Source organism: Streptomyces sp. NPDC087310, from assembly GCF_044744405.1.
GTDB lineage: Bacteria > Actinomycetota > Actinomycetes > Streptomycetales > Streptomycetaceae > Streptomyces.
On the sequence record NZ_JBIUYF010000001.1, the window covers coordinates 821,765 to 839,381 of the forward strand.

The following is a 17,617-nucleotide window of genomic DNA, read 5'->3' on the forward strand; positions in this document are numbered from 1 at the left end:
GAGGCGTATGCCTCGCTACGAGTACCGCTGCCGCTCCTGTGGTGACACCTTCGAACTCAGCCGCCCGATGGCGGAGTCCGGGGCGCCCGCGTCCTGCCCCGAGGGGCACGCCGACACCGTGAAGCTGCTCTCCACCGTCGCGGTCGGCGGCACCGCCAAGGGCGGCGCCCCGGCCCCCGCCGCCGGTGGCGGAGGGGGCGGCGGCTGCTGCGGGGGCGGCTGCTGCGGCTAACCGCCCGTAGCGGCGTCCAGCAGGCGGCGCAGAATCTCCTCGCCCGCCGCGACACCCGTGTGCGGGAGTACGTCGACGTGCGGGGCGCGCCAGTTGGCGTCGGCCAGTTCGCCGTGGCCGGGGCGCCACGCGCGGTCGGCGGCCAGCAGCAGGTCCGCGTCGAGCAGCGAGTCACCGGCGGCCAGGGTGAGCCCGGCGCCGCTCCTGCGGGCCACCTCCCGCATGGCCGCGCTCTTGGTGAGCGGGCGCGGTACGGCGTAGATCTTGCGGCCCTGGAGCGAGACCGTCCAGCCGCGCTCCCCCGCCCAGTCGGCCAGCTCCTTCACCCAGCCCTCGGGCAGCAGCGCGCGGTCGACCACCAGATAGGCGAAGAGGTCCTCGGCGACCCGCTCCTTGAGGAGCCACGCCGGGTCGGCGGTCGCCTTCAGATGCGCGCGGACCTCGGCGAGCGGCGCGCACTCTGCGGCCAGCCGCTCCGCCACCTCGGCCTGCCACCGCGGGTCGGAGACACCGTCGACCAGCAGATGGCCGCCGTTGGCGCAGATCGCGAACTTCGGCGCGGGGCCCGGCAGATGGATCCGGCCGTACTGCTCGCGGGTACGGGTGGTCGTCGGTACGAAGACGGTGGTGCGGGCGAGCCGGTCGAGGAGCGCCGCGGCCGTCTCCGTCAGATACGACAGCGGCCGGCTCTCGTACACCTCGACGCAGAGCAGCCGGGGCGCCCGCGCGTCCGGCATCGGTAGCTGGAGGGCGGCGGCGGAGTAGATGAGGGTGCGGTCCAGGTCGCTCGCGACCAGGACCGGGGCGCCCGGGGCGGTGGTGGTCACGGGGTGGCCACCGCCTTGCCGTCGGCGCCGGTGGCGCCCCGCGTGTACTGGGGGTGGATCAGCCCGACGCAGGTGTACGGAAGGCCGTCGACCTCCTCGACGGGCACCCCGCGCTGCTCGGCCAGCAGCCGCACATGGTCGAGGTCGGCGCCCGCGCCGCGCTGCGCGAGGATCTTCCAGGGGACGCGGCGCAGCAGGACGCGGGTGGTCTCGCCGACGCCCGGCTTGACCAGGTTCACGTCGTGGATGCCGTACTCCTCGCTGATCCGCTCGACGGCCGCCCACCCCTCCCAGGTGGGGGCGCGGTCCGCGGCGAGGAGTTCCTTGACCTCGGCGTCGACCGCGTCCGCGACCTCGTCGAAGCGGGCCGCGACGGTGTCGAGGAAGTGTTCCGAGACATCGGCCCCGGCGAGCTCCCGGTAGTACTTCGCGCCGTGGAAGTCGTCCGGGCCGACCAGGTCGGCGCGGAGCACCGTACGGGAAATCAGCCCGGAGACCGTGGAGTTGAGGCAGGCGGAGGGGACGAGGAAGTCCTCGCGGGTGCCGTACGTCCGTACGCAGCCGCCCGGGTCGGCGAGGACGGCGATCTCCGGGTCGAAGCCGTCGAACCCGGCCAGGGCGTCGGCCAGTTCGCGGGTGATCGCGCCCTTGCCGGTCCAGCCGTCGACGAAGACCACGTCGGCCGGGTCGTGGTGGGCGGCGAGCCAGCGCAGCGCGTTGGCGTCGATGCCCCGGCCGCGCACGATGGAGACGGCGTAGTGCGGCAGGTCCAGGCCGTGGCGGTGCTGGGCCCAGCGGCGCATCAGGACGCCGACGGGTGTGCCGGCGCGGGCCAGCGAGACCAGTACGGGGCGGGGTGAGCGTTCGGCGAGGACGGTCTCGGTGACCGTGCCGACGGCGCGGGCGACCCGGGCGGCCGAGGTCTCCAGCGCGGCGGCGAACAGCTCCTGGTATCGCTCGCTCGGCTGGTACTCGACGGGCAGGGACTCGGCGTAGTGCGCGCCCCCGCTCTGGATGGCCTCCTCGCGCTCCTCGGTCGGGGCCTCCAGCTCGACGTCGGAGAGGTCCTGGAGGAGCCAGCCGACGTCCTGCGGCGCGTACGAGGAGAAGGCGGGGCCCCGGAGGGGTTCGGCCGGCATGTGGAGGTCCTGTCGTTCTGGGGGCGTCTCTGAGCTGTGCGTCTCTGAGCCGTGGGAGGGGGTGTACGAGGGGACGACCGCCAGGAGCACGCGGGGCGTGTGCTCGGCGAGGCGGGCCAGCAGGCCGTCGGGGGCGTGCAGCGCGGGGGTGTCGGCGACGGAGTCGACCACCGCGACGACGGCGTCGAAGCCGCCGCCCGCGACGTTGTACGCGTACCGGTCGCCGCCGTCGTCCGCCGCGGTGTCGTGGGCCGGGAAGACGAGGCGGCTGCGTATCGCGTAGCCGGGGTCGTCCACGGCCAGCACGGGCGAGCGCGTCGTGGTGGAGTACCGCACCTCCGGGCGCGCGTCCCTGTCTCCGTCTCCGGCTCCGTACGTACGCTCCAGTTCCACGGCCAGCCGCAGCGGCGCGTACATCAGCTCCTCGAAGCCGAGGACGAGTACGCGCCGGGCCCCGGCCAGTCCGGCGGCGAGGTCGCGGGCCATCGCGGGCAGCGCCGCCTCCAGCTCCGCCCGGTGGGCCGGGGTGAAGCCGTGCCGGCCGCCGTCCGGGACCCCGGCGGGCCACCGCAGGGGGACCCGGGACGGCCGGGCCTTCTGGGCCTCCCGGAGGCCGAGCGCGGGCCTGCCCGGGTCCGCGTCCCGTGCCGGTGTCTCGTGGCGCGCCACCAGCTCCTGGCCCTTCTCCAGGACACCGTCCGGGAGCCTGACCGTACCGGAGGCCAGGGTGACCAGGTCGACGCGCGCCCCGATCTCGCGGGCGAACTCGGCGAGCCGCCCCTGATCGGCCGGTGACCGCATGTCGACCAGCGCGACGATCACGTACCAGCGCCGGGGGTAGCGGTCGTGCAGGGCGCGGATCGTGTTCAGCACGGTGTTGCCGGTGGAGAACTCGTCGTCGACGAGGACCAGCGGCCCGTCCGAGGCCAGCAGCCCGGGGTCCTCGGGCAGCAGCAGATGGGAGGTGGCGTGCGAGTGGGACTCCTCGAAGCCGCCCGCGCTCGCGACGCCCGCGACGGCGCGGCGTGTGGAGTGCAGGTACGGGGCGTGGCGCACGCCGTCGGCGACCGCGTGGCCGAGTCCGGTCGCGGTCTCGGCGTAACCGAGCACCACCGCCCGCGCGACATCCGCGCCCAGCAGCTCCCGTACCCGCTCGCCCAGCCGGACGCCCGTTCCGTGGACGACGGCGGGGCTCTGCGGCACGTGCTTGCCCAGCACGTTCGAGACGAGGAGATGGGCGCGCCTGGGGTTGCGGCGCAGGGCGAGACCGAGCAGGTCCCGCAGCCCGTCGTCGCCGGTCAGCTCGATGCCCAGCCGCTCGGCGACCCATGTGCCCGACCAGACCATGCCGGTGTTCTCCTCCGTGTCCGTGGGTGTCGCGGTGTCCGTGAACGTCTCCGTGGACGTCACGGTGTCCGTGAACGTCCGTTCCCGCCCGCTCACTCCGCGAGTCCGGCCGTCAGCAGCTCCACGAAGCCGACGTCCTCGCGGGCGACGCCGAAGACCTCGGCCCGCAGGAGGGTGCGCTCGGCCCAGGCGCGGTGCGGCTTCACCTCGTTCATCTTGTTCGTGTAGGCGGAGCGCAGCACCCCGCCGCCGTCCCGTTCGGGGCGCAGGATGTCCTGGGCGTCGCTGAACTCCTCGTGGCTGACGACCGACAGCGCGTGCACGGGCGGGACGTGCGACGGATGGATGCACGTCTTGCCCATGAGGCCGTTGGCGCGGTCGAGTTCGATCTCGCGCAGCAGGCCGTCGAGGTCGTGCTCGATCAGGGCCGTACGCAGCTCCTCCGCACGCCCTTCGAGGAAGGGGCTGCGGCGGAGCTGGGGCTTGAACATGCGCTCCTGGAGCCGGAAGTACTCCCAGACGGGGCCGGTGATCGTGAAGCCCGTGCCGTCGGCGCGGCCCAGGACGTTGACGACGTCCGCGATGACCCCGGCGACGATCCGTACGTCGTACGCCGTCATGTCGGGCGAGCGGCGCAGGCCGTACGCCGAGCAGAAGTCGGTGACGCCCAGGCGCAGGGCGAGGACCCGCTCACGGTACTTGTCGACGGCGTTGGCGATGCCGGTGAGCGTCGCCGTCCTGGTCTCCAGGTGGAGCAGTTCGGGCGATTCGAGGACGGGCATGGCGTAGAGCGTGCGTCCGCAGGCGGCCTCCGCCTCGGCGAGGGCCTCCAGGAAGGCGGTGCCGCGCTCCTCGGTGAACTTGGGGAGTACGAATCCGGACAGCAGCCGGACCGTGGCGCCCATCCGCCGGACGAGGTCGGGTATCTGCTCCGGTTCGCGGACGCGGATGAAGAGCAGCGGTGTCCCGGTGCCCCGCTCGTCGAGGTCGGCGAACTGGCGCACCAGGTTGGCCTCGGCGTCCTCGACCTCGGCGTCGTGGATGGAATCCTCCAGGCAGAGCACCATGGAGACGACTCCGCGCCCGGCCTGCTTCAGGACGTCGTCCGCCAGCCGAGGCCGGGTCGCCGGGCTGTAGAGGGTGGCCCCGAGTGCGGCCGAGAGCAGCCTGGCGGGGGACCCGGCGGTGAACTCGCACGGTTCCTGGTGGAACAGGCCCTTGCGGGCAGCGGGCGGGATATGCCCGAAATGACGCATGTAAATCCCCCGTACCGCCAATATGGCCCGTTGGTCATGTGGCCGGTAATAGTACGTATGGACGGGTGTCAAGAGTTCCCCGGGCGCATGAAATCCTGGTAACTCGTCTGCTTCGCGGTGGCTCCACCGACGTACCGGCCGTACGGCCGGCGGTACGGAACGTGGCGGAGGGGCCGCCACGTTGTCCCCGTGGGCGGTGGGAAGGCAGGATGACCGCTATGACGCACGCGATGCTCAAGGGCTCGAACGTCCCCCTCGACGCCACGGCCGTACGGGCCGTGCTGCGCTGGTCTCCCGGCGCCGGGGTCCCGGATGTGGACGCCTCGGCGCTGCTGCTCGGCTCCGGCGGCCGGGTCAGGTCCGACGAGGACTTCGTCTTCTACAACCAGCCGAGGCATCCGTCCGGGGTGGTGCGCAGGCTGCCCAAGAAGCAGGTCGGCGAGTGGCTGACCGACTCCGTCGAGGCGGACCTCACCGCGGTCGACCCCTCGGTCGAACAGGTCGTCCTGGCCGCCTCCTCGGACGGCGCGAGCTTCCAGCACGTGAGCGACCTGCGGATCATGCTGTACGACGCGGGCGCGGCCGACGGGGAGCCGCTGGCCGTCTTCGACGTCCAGCCGGAGACCGGCGAGGAGACCGCGATCATCTGCGGCGAGCTGTACCGGCGCGGGGACTCCTGGAAGTTCCGCGCCGTGGGGCAGGGGTATCCGACCGGGCTGATCGGCCTCGCCACCGCGTTCGGCATCTCGGTCGACGACACGGAGGGGCCGACCGGTGCGGACGCACCGGAGGAAGGCACGACCGCCGCCGATCCCGGCGCCGACACCGTGATCCACCCCGGTCCCGGTCCTGGCGCCGACACCGTGGCCCACCCCGGTCCCGGCGCCACGGCGGCCACCCGGCCGGCGGCCCAGCTCCCGCCGCCCCCGGCCCCGCCTTCCGCGTACGGCTACCCGCAGCCCGACCTGCCCGCAGCCCAGCCGCCCTACGGCTATCCGCAGCCCGTCTCGGCGCCGCGTCCGCAGCCCGCGTACGGCTATCCGCAGCCTGCCGCAGCCGCGGCGCCCGCACCGGATCCGCACTTCAGGCTGCCCCCGATGGGCCCGCAGTTCGCCCGCCAGTAGCGCGCCCGACGGCGGTCCACCGGCCCGTGGCGGGCCCGACGGCGGTCCACCGTCCGGTGGGCCGCCGTACGGCAGTCCACGCGGCCCGGGGCGCGCGTACCGGTCCTTCCGGCTCAAGGCCGCCTCTCCTCAGGTCTTCGCCTTGTAGCCGCGGCCCCACTGGAGGCCCCAGCCGTACAGCCGGTCCAGCTCGGCCTGGAAGCCGTACACGTACTTCACCTCGCGGCGCACGACCAGATCGCCCTTGACGTTCTGCAGCGAGAAGACGGCGCAGGACCGGGCCTGCGGCTCGTCGTCGTCGAGGTCGATCTCGATCCGCGGGCCGTTGCTCGGGTAGAGCGTCACATGCGCGCGCGTACGGTTGAACGCGGGCGTCTGGTCGTAGATGTAGACGAAGAACAGCAGGCGCTTGATCTCGTCCCGGTTGTCGAGGTTGACATAGACGGTCTCCCCCGAGCCCGCCCCGAACCGGTCGTCGCCGCTGAGCTTCACGTACGGCGGGTCGTTGAGGTCCCCGAGGAAGTTGCCCAGGGGCTGTACGACGCCCTTGCTGCCGTCCATCAGTTCGTACATGCAGCCGAGGTCCAGGTCGACATTGACCACGCCCTGCGTATGGGCCTGGACCACCTCGGGCTTGAAGAGCTTGAGCGGGTTGCCCAGGAGCTTGCCGCTCTGGCGCGAGCGCCCCCCGATGTCGGAGGTGCGCATCTGCCAGGAGAGGTTCACCCGGAGGTTGCCGGTCGCCGCGCCCTGCTTGGAGAGCGAGATCGTCGGGCGCCGCTTGGTCAGCTCGATGGAGTTGGACGCGCTGCCCGAATCGAATTGTGATGCCCTTTGCCCCTGCCACAGGTTGTCCCAGAAGGCCATGCCCCCACCCCACTCCTGTCGTCCACTCGTCGTCCTGCTCGTCGTTCCGCGTGCCAAAAAACCGTCATATCGGCACGGCAGAACGGGGCGGCCGGTAGGCTCCCGCCTCTTGGCCGCCCCGTTCAACAGGGTTCCCTGGATCCGCTCCGTGTCACACCCCTGAGCACCGGCTCACGGGAGGGCTCACCGGAGCATGCGCTCAGACGTGGAGCGCCGTCTTGTCCCCGTCGGCGTCCTTGCCGCCGCCTTCCGCTTCGAGCGCCTTGTTACGGCGCACGGAGGACCAGAAGGAGGCCGCGATGAGAATGACCCCGACCAGACCCGTGATGATCTCGTTGATCGAGTGCTCGATGGTGATGAGCAGGATCGCGGCCAGCGCACCGATCGCGTAGTGCGCGCCGTGCTCCAGGTAGACGTAGTCGTCCAGGGTGCCCTCGCGGACCAGGTACACCGTCAGCGAACGGACGTACATCGCGCCGATGCCGAGGCCCAGCGCCATCCAGAAGATGTGGTTCGTGATGGCGAAGGCACCGATCACGCCGTCGAAGGAGAAGGACGCGTCCAGGACCTCCAGGTACAGGAAGAGGAAGAACGCCGCCTTGCCGGCCAGGCCGATCGCGGAGACCTCCTTGCCCTCGGCCTTGGCCTTGGCCTTCTCCTCCTCCTCGTGCTCCTCCTCCTCTTCGAGTTTGTCCTCGAAGTAGCCGGAGAGACCCCCGACGACGAGATAGGTGATGAGACCGGCGATGCCCGCCAGCAGCACGGTGGCCGACTTGTCCGCGTACCCGGTACTGGTGTGCGCGTTGGTCGCGAAGGTCATGGCCGTGACCAGCAGGACGATCAGCGCGACGCAGGCCGACAGCATGTCGACCTTGCCGAGCTTGGCCAGCGGGCGCTCCAGCCAGGCGAGCCACTTGATGTCCCGGTCCTCGAAGATGAAGTCCAGGAAGATCATCAGCAGGAACATGCCACCGAAGGCGGCGATCGCCGGGTGGGCGTCGGTGACCAGGTCCTCGTAACGGCCTGGATCGTCCATCGCCAGTTGGACGGCCTCGATCGGCCCGACCTTGGCACTGATGGCGACGATGACGACGGGGAAGACCAGTCGCATACCGAACACGGCGATGAGGATGCCGATGGTGAGGAAGATCTTCTGCCAGAAGGCATTCATCTTCTTCAGGATCCCGGCGTTGACGACCGCGTTGTCGAAGGACAGCGAGATCTCAAGGACCGACAGGATCAGTACGATCCCGAACGCCTCCCACCCCCACTGCCAGGCCGCGAAGGCCAGGCCGATCGCCGTGATGGCGAACGACCAGCCGAAGGTTTTCAGGATCACTGGCTACCCCATCTGGTGATTAACGGGTTTTCCCCCGCGCAGCGTACTGCTTTACGAAACGTTGACCCCGAAGTCTAGAGCGATGCCCCGCAGGCCCGACGCGTACCCCTGGCCCACGGCCCGGAACTTCCATTCACCGCCGTAGCGGTACAACTCACCGAAGATCATCGCCGTCTCCGTGGAGGCGTCCTCGCTGAGGTCGTAACGGGCGAGTTCCTGGCCGTCGGCCTGGTTGACGACCCGGATGAAAGCGTTGGCGACCTGACCGAACGTCTGGCCGCGATTGTCGGCGTCATGGATCGAGACGGGGAAAACGATCTTGTCGCAGTGGGCCGGGACCTGGGGGAGATCGACGATCAGTGATTCGTCGTCGCCGTCGCCCTCACCGGTCAAGTTGTCCCCGGTGTGCTGGACGGAGCCTTCGGGGCTCGTCAGGTTGTTGTAGAAGATGAAGAACTGGTCCCCGAGCACACGCCCTGACTGGCAGAGCAGCGCGCTGGCGTCGAGGTCGAAGTCCGCTCCGGTGGTGGAGCGGGCGTCCCAGCCGAGCCCGACCAACACCTGGGTGAGGTTGGGTGCGGCTTTGGAGAGGGAGACATTGCCTCCCTTGGCGAGTGTGACGCCCATGATGGTGAGTCCTCCCCGAGGTGGTGTTCGTGCCGTGCTGACAGGCGGGACGCGCCTGAGGTCCTGCCCGTTCCGTACCCGGTCATGCCGTTCGTGCCCGTACCGAGATCATGCCGTCCCCGCCCGTGTCCGCGCACCCACTCTCCGGGACCGGTACGAACCCGGGACCTGGGACCGGTGCGGGGACCTGGTCCGGTCCGGGCCGGGTCCGGGGACGCGTCCGGCGCCGGGTCCGGGGACGCGTCCGGCGCCGCACGGAAGGTGCGGCGCCGGAGGCGGGGGTACGGCGGGACGGTCGGCTCAGACGTTGACGCCGAAGTCCTGGGCGATACCGCGCAGACCCGAGGCGTACCCCTGGCCGATGGCGCGGAACTTCCACTCCGCGCCGTTGCGGTACAGCTCGCCGAAGACCATCGCGGTCTCCGTCGAGGCGTCCTCGCTCAGGTCGTAACGCGCCAGCTCGTTGTTGTCGGCCTGGTTGACGACGCGGATGAACGCGTTGCGCACCTGACCGAAGGACTGCTGGCGGCTCTCCGCCTCGTAGATCGAGACGGGGAAGACGATCTTGTCGACGTCGGCGGGGACCGTGGCCAGATTGACCTTGATCGCCTCGTCGTCGCCCTCGCCCTCACCGGTGAGGTTGTCACCGGTGTGCTCGACGGAGCCGTCGGGGCTCTTGAGGTTGTTGAAGAAGATGAAGTTCCCGTCGATGGCGACCTTGCCCTCGGCGTTCGTCAGCAGGGCGCTGGCGTCGAGGTCGAAGTCACTGCCGGTGGTGCTGCGTGCGTCCCAGCCCAGACCCACGGTGACCGCGGTCAGGTTGGGCGCGGCCTTGGTCAGCGAGACGTTTCCGCCCTTGCTGAGGCTGACTCCCACGAGTCCTCCCTATGGTGTGAAGCGTTGGCATCCGATCAACGACTGGATCCTAGTGACCGGTTCCCGGCCCTTGCGCGTTTTCGGCGGTCGATACGGGGATGTCGCGTCAGGACAGGTGCGCGTCAGAGCGACGCGAGGGCCTTGACGTACTCGTCGAGGTCCCGGGCGTCGGGCAGGGCGTTGACGACGCTCCAGCGCACGATGCCCTCCTTGTCGATGATGAAGGTGCCGCGCACCGCGCACCCCTTCTCCTCGTCGAAGACGCCGTAAGCGCGCGAGACGTTGCCGTGCGGCCAGAAGTCCGAGAGCAGCGGGTACTCCAGGCCCTCCTGCTCGGCGAAGACCCGCAGGGTGTGGATGGAGTCGTTCGAGACGGCGAGCAACTGGGTGTCGTCGTTGACGAACGAGGGCAGCTCGTCGCGCAGGGCGCAGAGCTCGCCGGTGCACACACCGGTGAAGGCGAAGGGGTAGAAGAGCAGCACCACGTTCTTGGCGCCGCCGGCCGCGTCGGCCCCGCGGAAGTCGGACAGCCGCACGGTCCGCCCGTGGTTGTCCTTCAGCTCGAAGTCCGGGGCAGGGGTGCCGACCTCGATCGCCATGGATGCACGTCCTTTCGAAGGCTCGGCGCGGCGGTCCCGATGCCAGGATCGGCATCCGGCCCACACGCCGGGGTGGACCTCCGAGCCTAGGGCCTTTCGTTCGGGTCCCGCTGGATCAGGGAGCGGGGTCTGGTGCCGTGGATCGCAAGGCGGAGGAGGGAGGCGACGCGGAGCGTCGTGGACCGACGACAACGCCGCGAGGCGCGGTGCCAGGGCACGCGAGCCCAGCCGGACCCGAACGACAGGCCCTGAGCAAAGGGCTTCCGAAGGGGTCGGTGGACCCGAGATCACGCGGATAGGCAAAAGGGCCCCCGCCGACGAGGTCGGCGGGGGCCTTCAAGGCTGCGCTGCTGGTGCCGGTGGTGGCACCAGGGGCTGCCGCTTCATTGCGCGCCCGAGGCGGCGCCGGGGGTCAGCGCTTGCTCTTCGCCGCCTTGGGCGTGACGAGCCGGCTGCCGGTCCAGTCCTTGCCCGCGTTGATGCTCTTGGTCTGGGACAGGCCCGCGGTCTGGGACGCCTCGTTGATGTCGCTCGGTTCGACGTAGCCGTCACGGCCCGTCTTGGGCGTCAGCAGCCAGATCACTCCGCCGTCCTCGATCAAACCGATGGCGTCCACCAGCGCGTCCGTAAGGTCGCCGTCCTCGTCACGGAACCACAGGGCGACGGCGTCGGCCACGTCGTCGTAGTCCTCGTCGACAAGATCCTGGCCGGTGATGGCCTCGATGGACTCGCGGAGATCCTGGTCGACGTCGTCGTCGTAACCGATCTCCTGGACCACCTGTCCGGGTTCGAACCCAAGCCGTGCGGCAAGGTTGGTCCGTTCCTCCGCGTGGTCCGCGGTCGCGCTCACGGATTGCCTCCTGATCATGTTTCGATTAAACGCTTCGGGCCGCGCGCGTACGCGGGGCATTGGCCGTAGTCCACACGGGCGGGGCGGATCGCGCAAGTACCCGGCCGCCGAGACCGCCGAAACGGTGACGTTCCGGGCGCCTTCGACGCATCTCCAGCCACTTCGACCTCGCCGCGCGTGACCTGGGCCACACGTTTCCTCCTTCTTTGCCATGCTATGCCGTTTCGGTACGTCAATCCGGCCCGAACGGCCGAACGAAACGGATGGCCGGGATGGGCGTAAGGTTGCGATTTGATCGTCGCGGGAACCGGCCCCTAGCGGCCCCGGAGCCAGGAATTTCCTGGGGAATCCGGGTTACCCCTCGGTAGAGATGACGTTTCCGTCGTCGCGGTACACGATGGATGCGGCGTACGTACCCCCGCGTAGCAGCAGTATCCCGACGGCGTGCACCGCATCGTTCGCGTGCAGGGCACGACACCCTCCCGACCAGCGAAGGACAAGCGTGGCTTCCGGATCCGATCGCAATCCGATCATCATTGGCGGCCTTCCCAGCCAGGTCCCGGACTTCGATCCCGAAGAGACCCAGGAGTGGCTCGACTCACTCGACGCCGCTGTCGACGAGCGAGGCCGTGAACGTGCCCGGTATCTGATGCTCCGGCTGATCGAGCGCGCGCGGGAGAAGCGTGTCGCCGTTCCCGAGATGCGCAGCACGGATTACGTCAACACCATCGCCACCAAGGACGAGCCGTTCTTCCCGGGCAACGAGGAGATCGAGCGCAAGATCCTCAACGCGACGCGCTGGAACGCCGCGGTCATGGTCTCGCGCGCCCAGCGCCCGGGAATCGGCGTCGGCGGCCACATCGCCACGTTCGCCTCCTCCGCCTCCCTGTACGACGTGGGCTTCAACCACTTCTTCCGGGGCAAGGACGGCGGTGACGGCGGCGACCAGATCTTCTTCCAGGGCCACGCCTCCCCCGGTATCTACGCCCGCGCCTTCCTGCTGGACCGGCTCAGCGAGACGCAGCTCGACGCGTTCCGCCAGGAGAAGTCGAAGGCTCCGTACGGGCTGTCCAGCTATCCGCACCCGCGCCTGATGCCGGACTTCTGGGAGTTCCCGACCGTCTCGATGGGCCTCGGCCCGCTCGGCGCGATCTACCAGGCCCGGATGAACCGGTACATGGAGGCGCGCGGCATCGCCGACACCTCCGGCTCCCACGTGTGGGCGTATCTCGGCGACGGCGAGATGGACGAGCCCGAGTCCCTGGGGCAGCTCTCCATCGCCGCCCGTGAGGGCCTGGACAATCTGACCTTCGTCGTGAACTGCAACCTCCAGCGGCTCGACGGCCCGGTGCGCGGCAACGGCAAGATCGTCCAGGAGCTGGAGTCGCAGTTCCGCGGCGCGGGCTGGAACGTCATCAAGCTGGTCTGGGACCGCTCGTGGGACCCGCTGCTGGCCCAGGACCGCGACGGGGTGCTGGTCAACCGGCTGAACACCACGCCGGACGGGCAGTTCCAGACGTACGCCACCGAGACCGGCGCGTACATCCGCGACCACTTCTTCGGCGACGACCAGCGGCTGCGCGCCATGGTCGAGAACATGACCGACGACCAGATCCTGCACCTCGGGCGCGGCGGGCACGACCACAGGAAGGTCTTCGCGGCGTACGCGGCGGCCAAGGCCCACCGGGGCCAGCCGACGGTGATCCTGGCGCAGACCGTGAAGGGCTGGACGCTCGGGCCGAACTTCGAGGGCCGCAACGCGACCCACCAGATGAAGAAGCTCACCGTCGCCGACCTCAAGGGCTTCCGGGACCGGCTGCACCTGCCGATCACCGACAGCCAGTTGGAGGACGGGCTGCCGCCGTACTACCACCCGGGCAGGGACTCGGAGGAGATCCAGTACATGCACGACCGGCGCAGGTCGCTGGGCGGGTACGTACCGACCCGGGTCGTCCGGGCGAAGCCGCTGACGCTCCCCGGCGACAAGGCGTACGCGGCGGTCAGGAAGGGCTCCGGCCAGCAGTCGATCGCCACCACGATGGCGTTCGTCCGGCTGCTCAAGGACCTGATGCGGGACAAGGAGATCGGCAAGCGCTTCGTGCTGATCGCGCCCGACGAGTACCGCACGTTCGGGATGGACTCGTTCTTCCCGAGCGCCAAGATCTACAACCCGCTGGGCCAGCAGTACGAGTCCGTCGACCGTGAGCTGCTGCTCGCGTACAAGGAGTCGCCGACCGGGCAGATGCTGCACGACGGCATCTCCGAGGCGGGCTGCACGGCGTCGCTGATCGCGGCGGGTTCGGCGTACGCCACGCACGGCGAGCCGCTGATCCCGGTGTACGTCTTCTACTCGATGTTCGGTTTCCAGCGGACCGGCGACCAGTTCTGGCAGATGGCCGACCAGCTCGCGCGCGGCTTCGTCCTGGGCGCGACCGCCGGCCGTACGACGCTGACCGGCGAGGGGCTCCAGCACGCCGACGGCCACTCGCATCTGCTGGCCTCGACCAACCCGGGCTGTGTCGCCTACGACCCGGCCTTCGGCTTCGAGATCGCGCACATCGTCCGGGACGGTCTGCGCAGGATGTACGGCCCCGACAGCGAGGACATCTTCTACTACCTCACCGTCTACAACGAGCCGATCCAGCACCCCGCCGAGCCCGCCGACGCCGATGTCGACGGCATCCTCAAGGGCATCCACCGCTACCGGGAGGCCGAGCGGGGCGAGATCCCGGCGCAGATCATGGCGTCCGGCGTGGCCGTGCCGTGGGCGGTCGAGGCGCAGCGGATCCTCGCCGAGGAGTGGAACGTCCGGGCGGACGTCTGGTCGGCGACGTCCTGGAACGAGCTGCGCCGTGAGGCGGTGGAGGTGGAGCAGCACAATCTGCTGCACCCGGAGGAGGAGCAGCGCGTGCCGTACGTGACGCGGAAGCTCTCCGGCGCGCAGGGCCCGTTCGTGGCGGTCTCCGACTGGATGCGCTCCGTGCCGGACCAGATCGCGCGCTGGGTGCCGGGTACGTACCAGTCGCTGGGCGCGGACGGCTTCGGCTTCGCGGACACGCGGGGCGCGGCCCGCCGCTTCTTCCACATCGACGCGCAGTCGATCGTGCTGGGCGTGCTCACCGAGCTGGCCAGGGAGGGCAAGGTCGACCGTTCGGCGCTGAAGCAGGCGGTGGACCGCTACCAGCTCCTGGACGCGTCGGCGGCGGACCCGGGCGCGGCCGGCGGCGACGCCTGACCGAGGGCGCGGGGAGTCGGTACGTACGGAGGGCGGCGGGACCTGGACGGTTCCGCCCCCCTCCGGCGTACGGCGGCGCCCGGTCATCGCTCCCAGATCTTGAAGGCCCTCACCCGGTACGGGGAGCTGGGCAGCCAGGTGCCCTTGCCGGGGTAGGTCTCGAACTCCCCGGTCTCCCCGCAGGTGTCGGACTGGTACGTCGTCACGGGCCGGCCGGTGCGGTTGGCGAGGGAGTGGGCGCTCGTGCCGGCGGGGAGCGGCACACAACTGTCGATGTCGGTCCCGGAGAGTTCGTGGGTCTGCCGGGCGCCCTTGAAGTCGTCCTTCGCCCAGAGGCACAGCTCGCCCGAGGCGCACGCCCCGAGGCGCGGCGGCGCTGCCGGGGCGGCCGGCGCGGCGGTGCCGGTCTGGGGCAGCAGGACGGCGAGGGTGAGCGCCCCGACGGCGGCGCCGACGGTGCCGGCCGTACGGCGGAAGGTGGTGGCGGTGAAGCCCTGCGTCGTGGTGGTGCGCGGCGTCGTGGTGGCGTCCGGCGTCGTGGTGGTGCGCGGCTGAGTCATTTCGTTCTGCCCCCGTGTGTCGTGTCGGTGGTGTCGGTGGTGTTCGTGTCGTGTCGTGCGGTGCCGGGACCGCGTGCTGCGATCCCGGTCTCCACCACTCTGACCTGCGGCTGAGGGCCGCCGGAAGGGGGTCGGGCCGCCCTCCACCCGGATAGGCGACAGCCCCGCCGGAACCTTCCGGCGGGGCTGTCCTGGGCGTGGAATTGACGTCGGGTCACCCGGCGGCTGACGTCAGATGTGCACCCCGCCACCCGCGGCGTCCGCGTTGTCGCCGCGCTTCGTCAGCAGGGCGACGAGGACCGCCACGGCCGCGACCCCGGCCGCGACGAGGCTGGCCAGACTCATGCCGGACATGAAGGTGTCGTGGGCGACGGTGGTGATCTGCTGGGCGACCGCGGGCGGCATGTCCGGTGTCACCGGCGGCGCCCCGACCTGGACGGCCTCGGTCGCCGGGCCCACCTGGGCGGCGGTGAGCGGGGGCAGCCCGGCGGCCGTCCAGTTGCCCGGCAGGTCGCTGGAGACCTTCGAGGCCATCACGGCGCCGAGTACGGCCGTACCGAGGCTGCCGCCGATCTGCATGGCGGACTGCTGGATACCGCCGGCCACCCCGGAGAGCTCCATCGGCGCGTTGCCCACGATGACCTCGGTCGCGCCGACCATCACGGGGGCGAGGCCGAAGCCGAGCATCGCGAACCAGACGGACATGGTGAGGCTGCTGGTGTCGGTCTCCAGGGTGGACATGCCGAACATGGCCGCCGCCGTGAACACCATGCCGCCTGCCAGCGGGATCCGGGGCCCCACCTTGGTTATCACGATCCCGGCGAGCGGCGATCCCACGATCATCATGCCGGTGAGCGGCAGCAGATGGAGACCGGCGTCGATCGGGCCCATGCCGTGCACGTTCTGGAGGTAGAAGGTGACGAAGAAGAGCCCGCCCAGGAAGGCGATGGCCATGAGGACCATCAGCACCACACCGGCGGAGAGCGGTACGGAGCGGAAGAGCGCCAGCGGTACGAGCGGCTCCCTGACCTTCGTCTCCCAGTAGGCGAACCCGCCGAAGCAGACCACCGCCACGACGATGAAGATCCAGGTCATCCCGGCGCCCCAGCCCCACTCGGGGGCCTTGATGATCGCCCACACCAGGGCGAACATGGCGACGGAGAGCAGCAGGATGCCGAGGATGTCGAAGGACCTCGGGGCGTTCCTGGCCCGGTGGTCCAGCAGGATCAGCGTGCCGAGGACGAGGGCGATGATGCCCACCGGCACGTTGATGAAGAAGACGGACTGCCAGCTCACGTGCTCGACCAGCACACCACCGAGGATCGGTCCGCCGGCGGTCGAGGCGCCGATGACCATGCCCCAGATGCCGATGGCCATGTTGAGCTTCTCGGCCGGGAAGGTGGCCCGCAGCAGACCGAGCGCGGCCGGCATCAGCAGCGCGCCGAAGAGACCTTGGAGCACCCGGAAGGTGATCACCAGGGAGATGCTGTGGGAGAGCCCGATGGCCCCGGAGGCGACGGCGAACCCGGCGACGCCGATGAGGAAGGTCTGCCGGTGGCCGAAGCGGTCGCCCAGCTTGCCCGCGGTGATCAGCGCCACGGCGAGCGCGAGGAAGTAGCCGTTGGTGATCCACTGGACGTCGGCGAACGACGCACCGAGGTCGGTTTTGATGGCCGGGTTCGCGATGGCGACAATGGTGCCGTCGAGGGCCACCATCATGACGCCGATGGCCACGGAGAAGAGAGTCAGCCAAGGGTGGCCGCGCCGTCCCTTGGAGGGCGTCGGTCCGAGAGGTTCCGCGGGTTCCGGGCTCGATGGCGCCTTGTCGACAGTGGTCTGACTAGTCATACCGCAAACGGTAGTGTCAGCCACTGACAGTTGACAAACCATTTCACAAGCCAGTAACTGTCAAGTTACTCCCGAGCGACCCACGTTGCTCCTGAGCGAGAGTGAGGTCTCCGCGGTGACCGGCGGACTGCGCGCCCGCAAGAAACAACGCACCCGGGAGTCCCTGCTCCGTGTGGCGCTCGAACTGTTCACCACGCAGGGGTACGAGCGGACCACCGTCGACGAGATCGCGGAAGCGGTGGAGGTCTCCCAGCGCACGTTCTTCCGCTACTTCGCCAGCAAGGAGGAAGCCGCCTTCGCCCTGGTGGACATGGTGGAGTCCCGTTTCGTCGAGGCGCTGCGCGCCCGGCCGGCCGCGGAAGGCCCGTTCGAGGCGATGCGCAACGCCGTCTCGTCCGTCTGGGGCAGCGTGGGCGACACGATCGAGTCCGTCGTGACGGTGGAGCTGTACATGCGGTCGTACCGGATGATCGAGTCGACCCCGGTCCTGCTCGCCGCCCATCTGCGCCGCTCCTCCGACCTGGAGGACGGCGTCGCCCGGCTCATCGCGGACCGGGAGAACCTGGACGTCGACGCCGACCCGCGCCCCCGGGTGGCGGTCGCCGCGTTCACCGGCGTGATGCGGGCCACCGGGCGGATCTGGGGCCGGGGCGAGGACTGCAGCGTGGCGGGGCTGGGCCGCATGACCGAGGCGTATCTCGACCAGCTCACCCCGCGGCTCCTGAGGGACGACTGGCACTGAGCCGCCGTACAACACCCGGCCGGCACCCGCCCCATTCGCGCCGCAGCGCCATCCACAAGGGCTGTTCGGGTGAAAACCGGGGACAACCCGCGACGGCCGCAACGGCCCTGCGGTACGGCCCCTCCGGGCAGCCCCAAGCGGCGGAGCGT

At 70.2% G+C, this 17,617-nt stretch carries 15 protein-coding genes; 4 read left to right on the top strand and 11 right to left on the bottom strand.

Annotated features, from left to right (window positions below; translation table 11 throughout):
• Positions 1-7 precede the first annotated feature (7 nt).
• A complete protein-coding gene (locus tag ACIO3P_RS03260; protein ID WP_329827321.1) occupies positions 8-232 on the top strand; it encodes a zinc ribbon domain-containing protein in 225 nt (74 codons plus the stop codon).
• Here ACIO3P_RS03260 and ACIO3P_RS03265 read toward each other — a convergent pair.
• The 3 genes from ACIO3P_RS03265 to ACIO3P_RS03275 form a co-directional block, all read right to left on the bottom strand.
• Entirely contained in the window at positions 229-1,059 is an 831-nt protein-coding gene (locus ACIO3P_RS03265; protein WP_329827320.1) for an HAD family hydrolase, read from the bottom strand. The two genes, ACIO3P_RS03260 and ACIO3P_RS03265, sit on opposite strands and share 4 nt — an antisense overlap.
• On the bottom strand, positions 1,056-3,545 hold the full coding sequence (locus tag ACIO3P_RS03270) for a phosphoribosyltransferase (protein ID WP_401850887.1): 2,490 nt from the start codon (positions 3,543-3,545) through the stop codon (positions 1,056-1,058). Before ACIO3P_RS03270 ends, ACIO3P_RS03265 begins: the two co-directional genes overlap by 4 nt.
• A 92-nt stretch (positions 3,546-3,637) precedes the next feature.
• Positions 3,638-4,801 (bottom strand): HpcH/HpaI aldolase/citrate lyase family protein, encoded by a 1,164-nt coding sequence (locus tag ACIO3P_RS03275; protein WP_329827319.1) that lies wholly within the window; start codon positions 4,799-4,801, stop codon positions 3,638-3,640.
• Between the two features lie 218 nt (positions 4,802-5,019).
• Here ACIO3P_RS03275 and ACIO3P_RS03280 point away from each other — a divergent pair, with 218 nt between their 5' ends.
• A complete protein-coding gene (locus ACIO3P_RS03280) occupies positions 5,020-5,925 on the top strand; it encodes a TerD family protein (protein ID WP_401850890.1) in 906 nt (301 codons plus the stop codon).
• A 129-nt stretch (positions 5,926-6,054) separates the two neighbouring features.
• Here the strand turns inward: ACIO3P_RS03280 and ACIO3P_RS03285 are convergent, their stop codons facing one another.
• The 6 genes from ACIO3P_RS03285 to ACIO3P_RS03310 all read right to left on the bottom strand — a co-directional run bounded on the left by ACIO3P_RS03285 (position 6,055) and on the right by ACIO3P_RS03310 (position 11,083).
• On the bottom strand, positions 6,055-6,792 hold the full coding sequence (locus ACIO3P_RS03285; RefSeq protein ID WP_329827318.1) for a Tellurium resistance: 738 nt from the start codon (positions 6,790-6,792) through the stop codon (positions 6,055-6,057).
• Between the two features lie 199 nt (positions 6,793-6,991).
• Positions 6,992-8,131, bottom strand: a complete 1,140-nt coding sequence (locus ACIO3P_RS03290; protein ID WP_329827317.1) for a DUF475 domain-containing protein — start codon at positions 8,129-8,131, stop codon at positions 6,992-6,994.
• A 51-nt stretch (positions 8,132-8,182) separates the two neighbouring features.
• The gene (locus ACIO3P_RS03295; protein WP_329827316.1) at positions 8,183-8,758 is read right to left on the bottom strand and encodes a TerD family protein; all 576 of its coding nucleotides are present in this window, start codon (positions 8,756-8,758) and stop codon (positions 8,183-8,185) included.
• Positions 8,759-9,058: 300 nt separating this feature from the next.
• Positions 9,059-9,634 (bottom strand): TerD family protein, encoded by a 576-nt coding sequence (locus ACIO3P_RS03300; RefSeq protein WP_329827315.1) that lies wholly within the window; start codon positions 9,632-9,634, stop codon positions 9,059-9,061.
• A 122-nt stretch (positions 9,635-9,756) separates the two neighbouring features.
• The gene (locus ACIO3P_RS03305) at positions 9,757-10,233 is read right to left on the bottom strand and encodes a peroxiredoxin (RefSeq protein ID WP_329827314.1); all 477 of its coding nucleotides are present in this window, start codon (positions 10,231-10,233) and stop codon (positions 9,757-9,759) included.
• 412 nt (positions 10,234-10,645) lie between these two features.
• Complete coding sequence (locus tag ACIO3P_RS03310) at positions 10,646-11,083, bottom strand: DUF3052 domain-containing protein (protein WP_329827313.1); 438 nt, start codon at positions 11,081-11,083, stop codon at positions 10,646-10,648.
• 502 nt (positions 11,084-11,585) lie between these two features.
• Here ACIO3P_RS03310 and aceE point away from each other — a divergent pair.
• Complete coding sequence (gene aceE / locus ACIO3P_RS03315; protein ID WP_401788520.1) at positions 11,586-14,318, top strand: pyruvate dehydrogenase (acetyl-transferring), homodimeric type; 2,733 nt, start codon at positions 11,586-11,588, stop codon at positions 14,316-14,318.
• A gap of 83 nt (positions 14,319-14,401) precedes the next feature.
• Here the strand turns inward: aceE and ACIO3P_RS03320 are convergent, their stop codons facing one another.
• Both ACIO3P_RS03320 and ACIO3P_RS03325 read right to left on the bottom strand, forming a co-directional pair.
• Entirely contained in the window at positions 14,402-14,878 is a 477-nt protein-coding gene (locus ACIO3P_RS03320; RefSeq protein WP_401850579.1) for a peptidase inhibitor family I36 protein, read from the bottom strand.
• Between the two features lie 231 nt (positions 14,879-15,109).
• Positions 15,110-16,726 (bottom strand): MFS transporter, encoded by a 1,617-nt coding sequence (locus ACIO3P_RS03325; protein ID WP_329827310.1) that lies wholly within the window; start codon positions 16,724-16,726, stop codon positions 15,110-15,112.
• Between the two features lie 91 nt (positions 16,727-16,817).
• Between ACIO3P_RS03325 and ACIO3P_RS03330 the strand changes: the two genes are divergently transcribed.
• The gene (locus ACIO3P_RS03330) at positions 16,818-17,468 is read left to right on the top strand and encodes a TetR family transcriptional regulator (RefSeq protein WP_329827451.1); all 651 of its coding nucleotides are present in this window, start codon (positions 16,818-16,820) and stop codon (positions 17,466-17,468) included.
• Positions 17,469-17,617: the final 149 nt, after the last annotated feature.

Coding starts and splice junctions, on each gene's coding strand:
- ACIO3P_RS03260 (WP_329827321.1), top strand. CDS start 8: ATGCCTCGCTACGAGTACCGCTGCCGCTCCTGTGGTGACACCTTCGAA.
- ACIO3P_RS03270 (WP_401850887.1), bottom strand. CDS start 3,545: ATGGTCTGGTCGGGCACATGGGTCGCCGAGCGGCTGGGCATCGAGCTG.
- ACIO3P_RS03275 (WP_329827319.1), bottom strand. CDS start 4,801: ATGCGTCATTTCGGGCATATCCCGCCCGCTGCCCGCAAGGGCCTGTTC.
- ACIO3P_RS03280 (WP_401850890.1), top strand. CDS start 5,020: ATGACGCACGCGATGCTCAAGGGCTCGAACGTCCCCCTCGACGCCACG.
- ACIO3P_RS03285 (WP_329827318.1), bottom strand. CDS start 6,792: ATGGCCTTCTGGGACAACCTGTGGCAGGGGCAAAGGGCATCACAATTC.
- ACIO3P_RS03295 (WP_329827316.1), bottom strand. CDS start 8,758: ATGGGCGTCACACTCGCCAAGGGAGGCAATGTCTCCCTCTCCAAAGCC.
- ACIO3P_RS03305 (WP_329827314.1), bottom strand. CDS start 10,233: ATGGCGATCGAGGTCGGCACCCCTGCCCCGGACTTCGAGCTGAAGGAC.
- ACIO3P_RS03320 (WP_401850579.1), bottom strand. CDS start 14,878: ATGACTCAGCCGCGCACCACCACGACGCCGGACGCCACCACGACGCCG.
- ACIO3P_RS03325 (WP_329827310.1), bottom strand. CDS start 16,726: ATGACTAGTCAGACCACTGTCGACAAGGCGCCATCGAGCCCGGAACCC.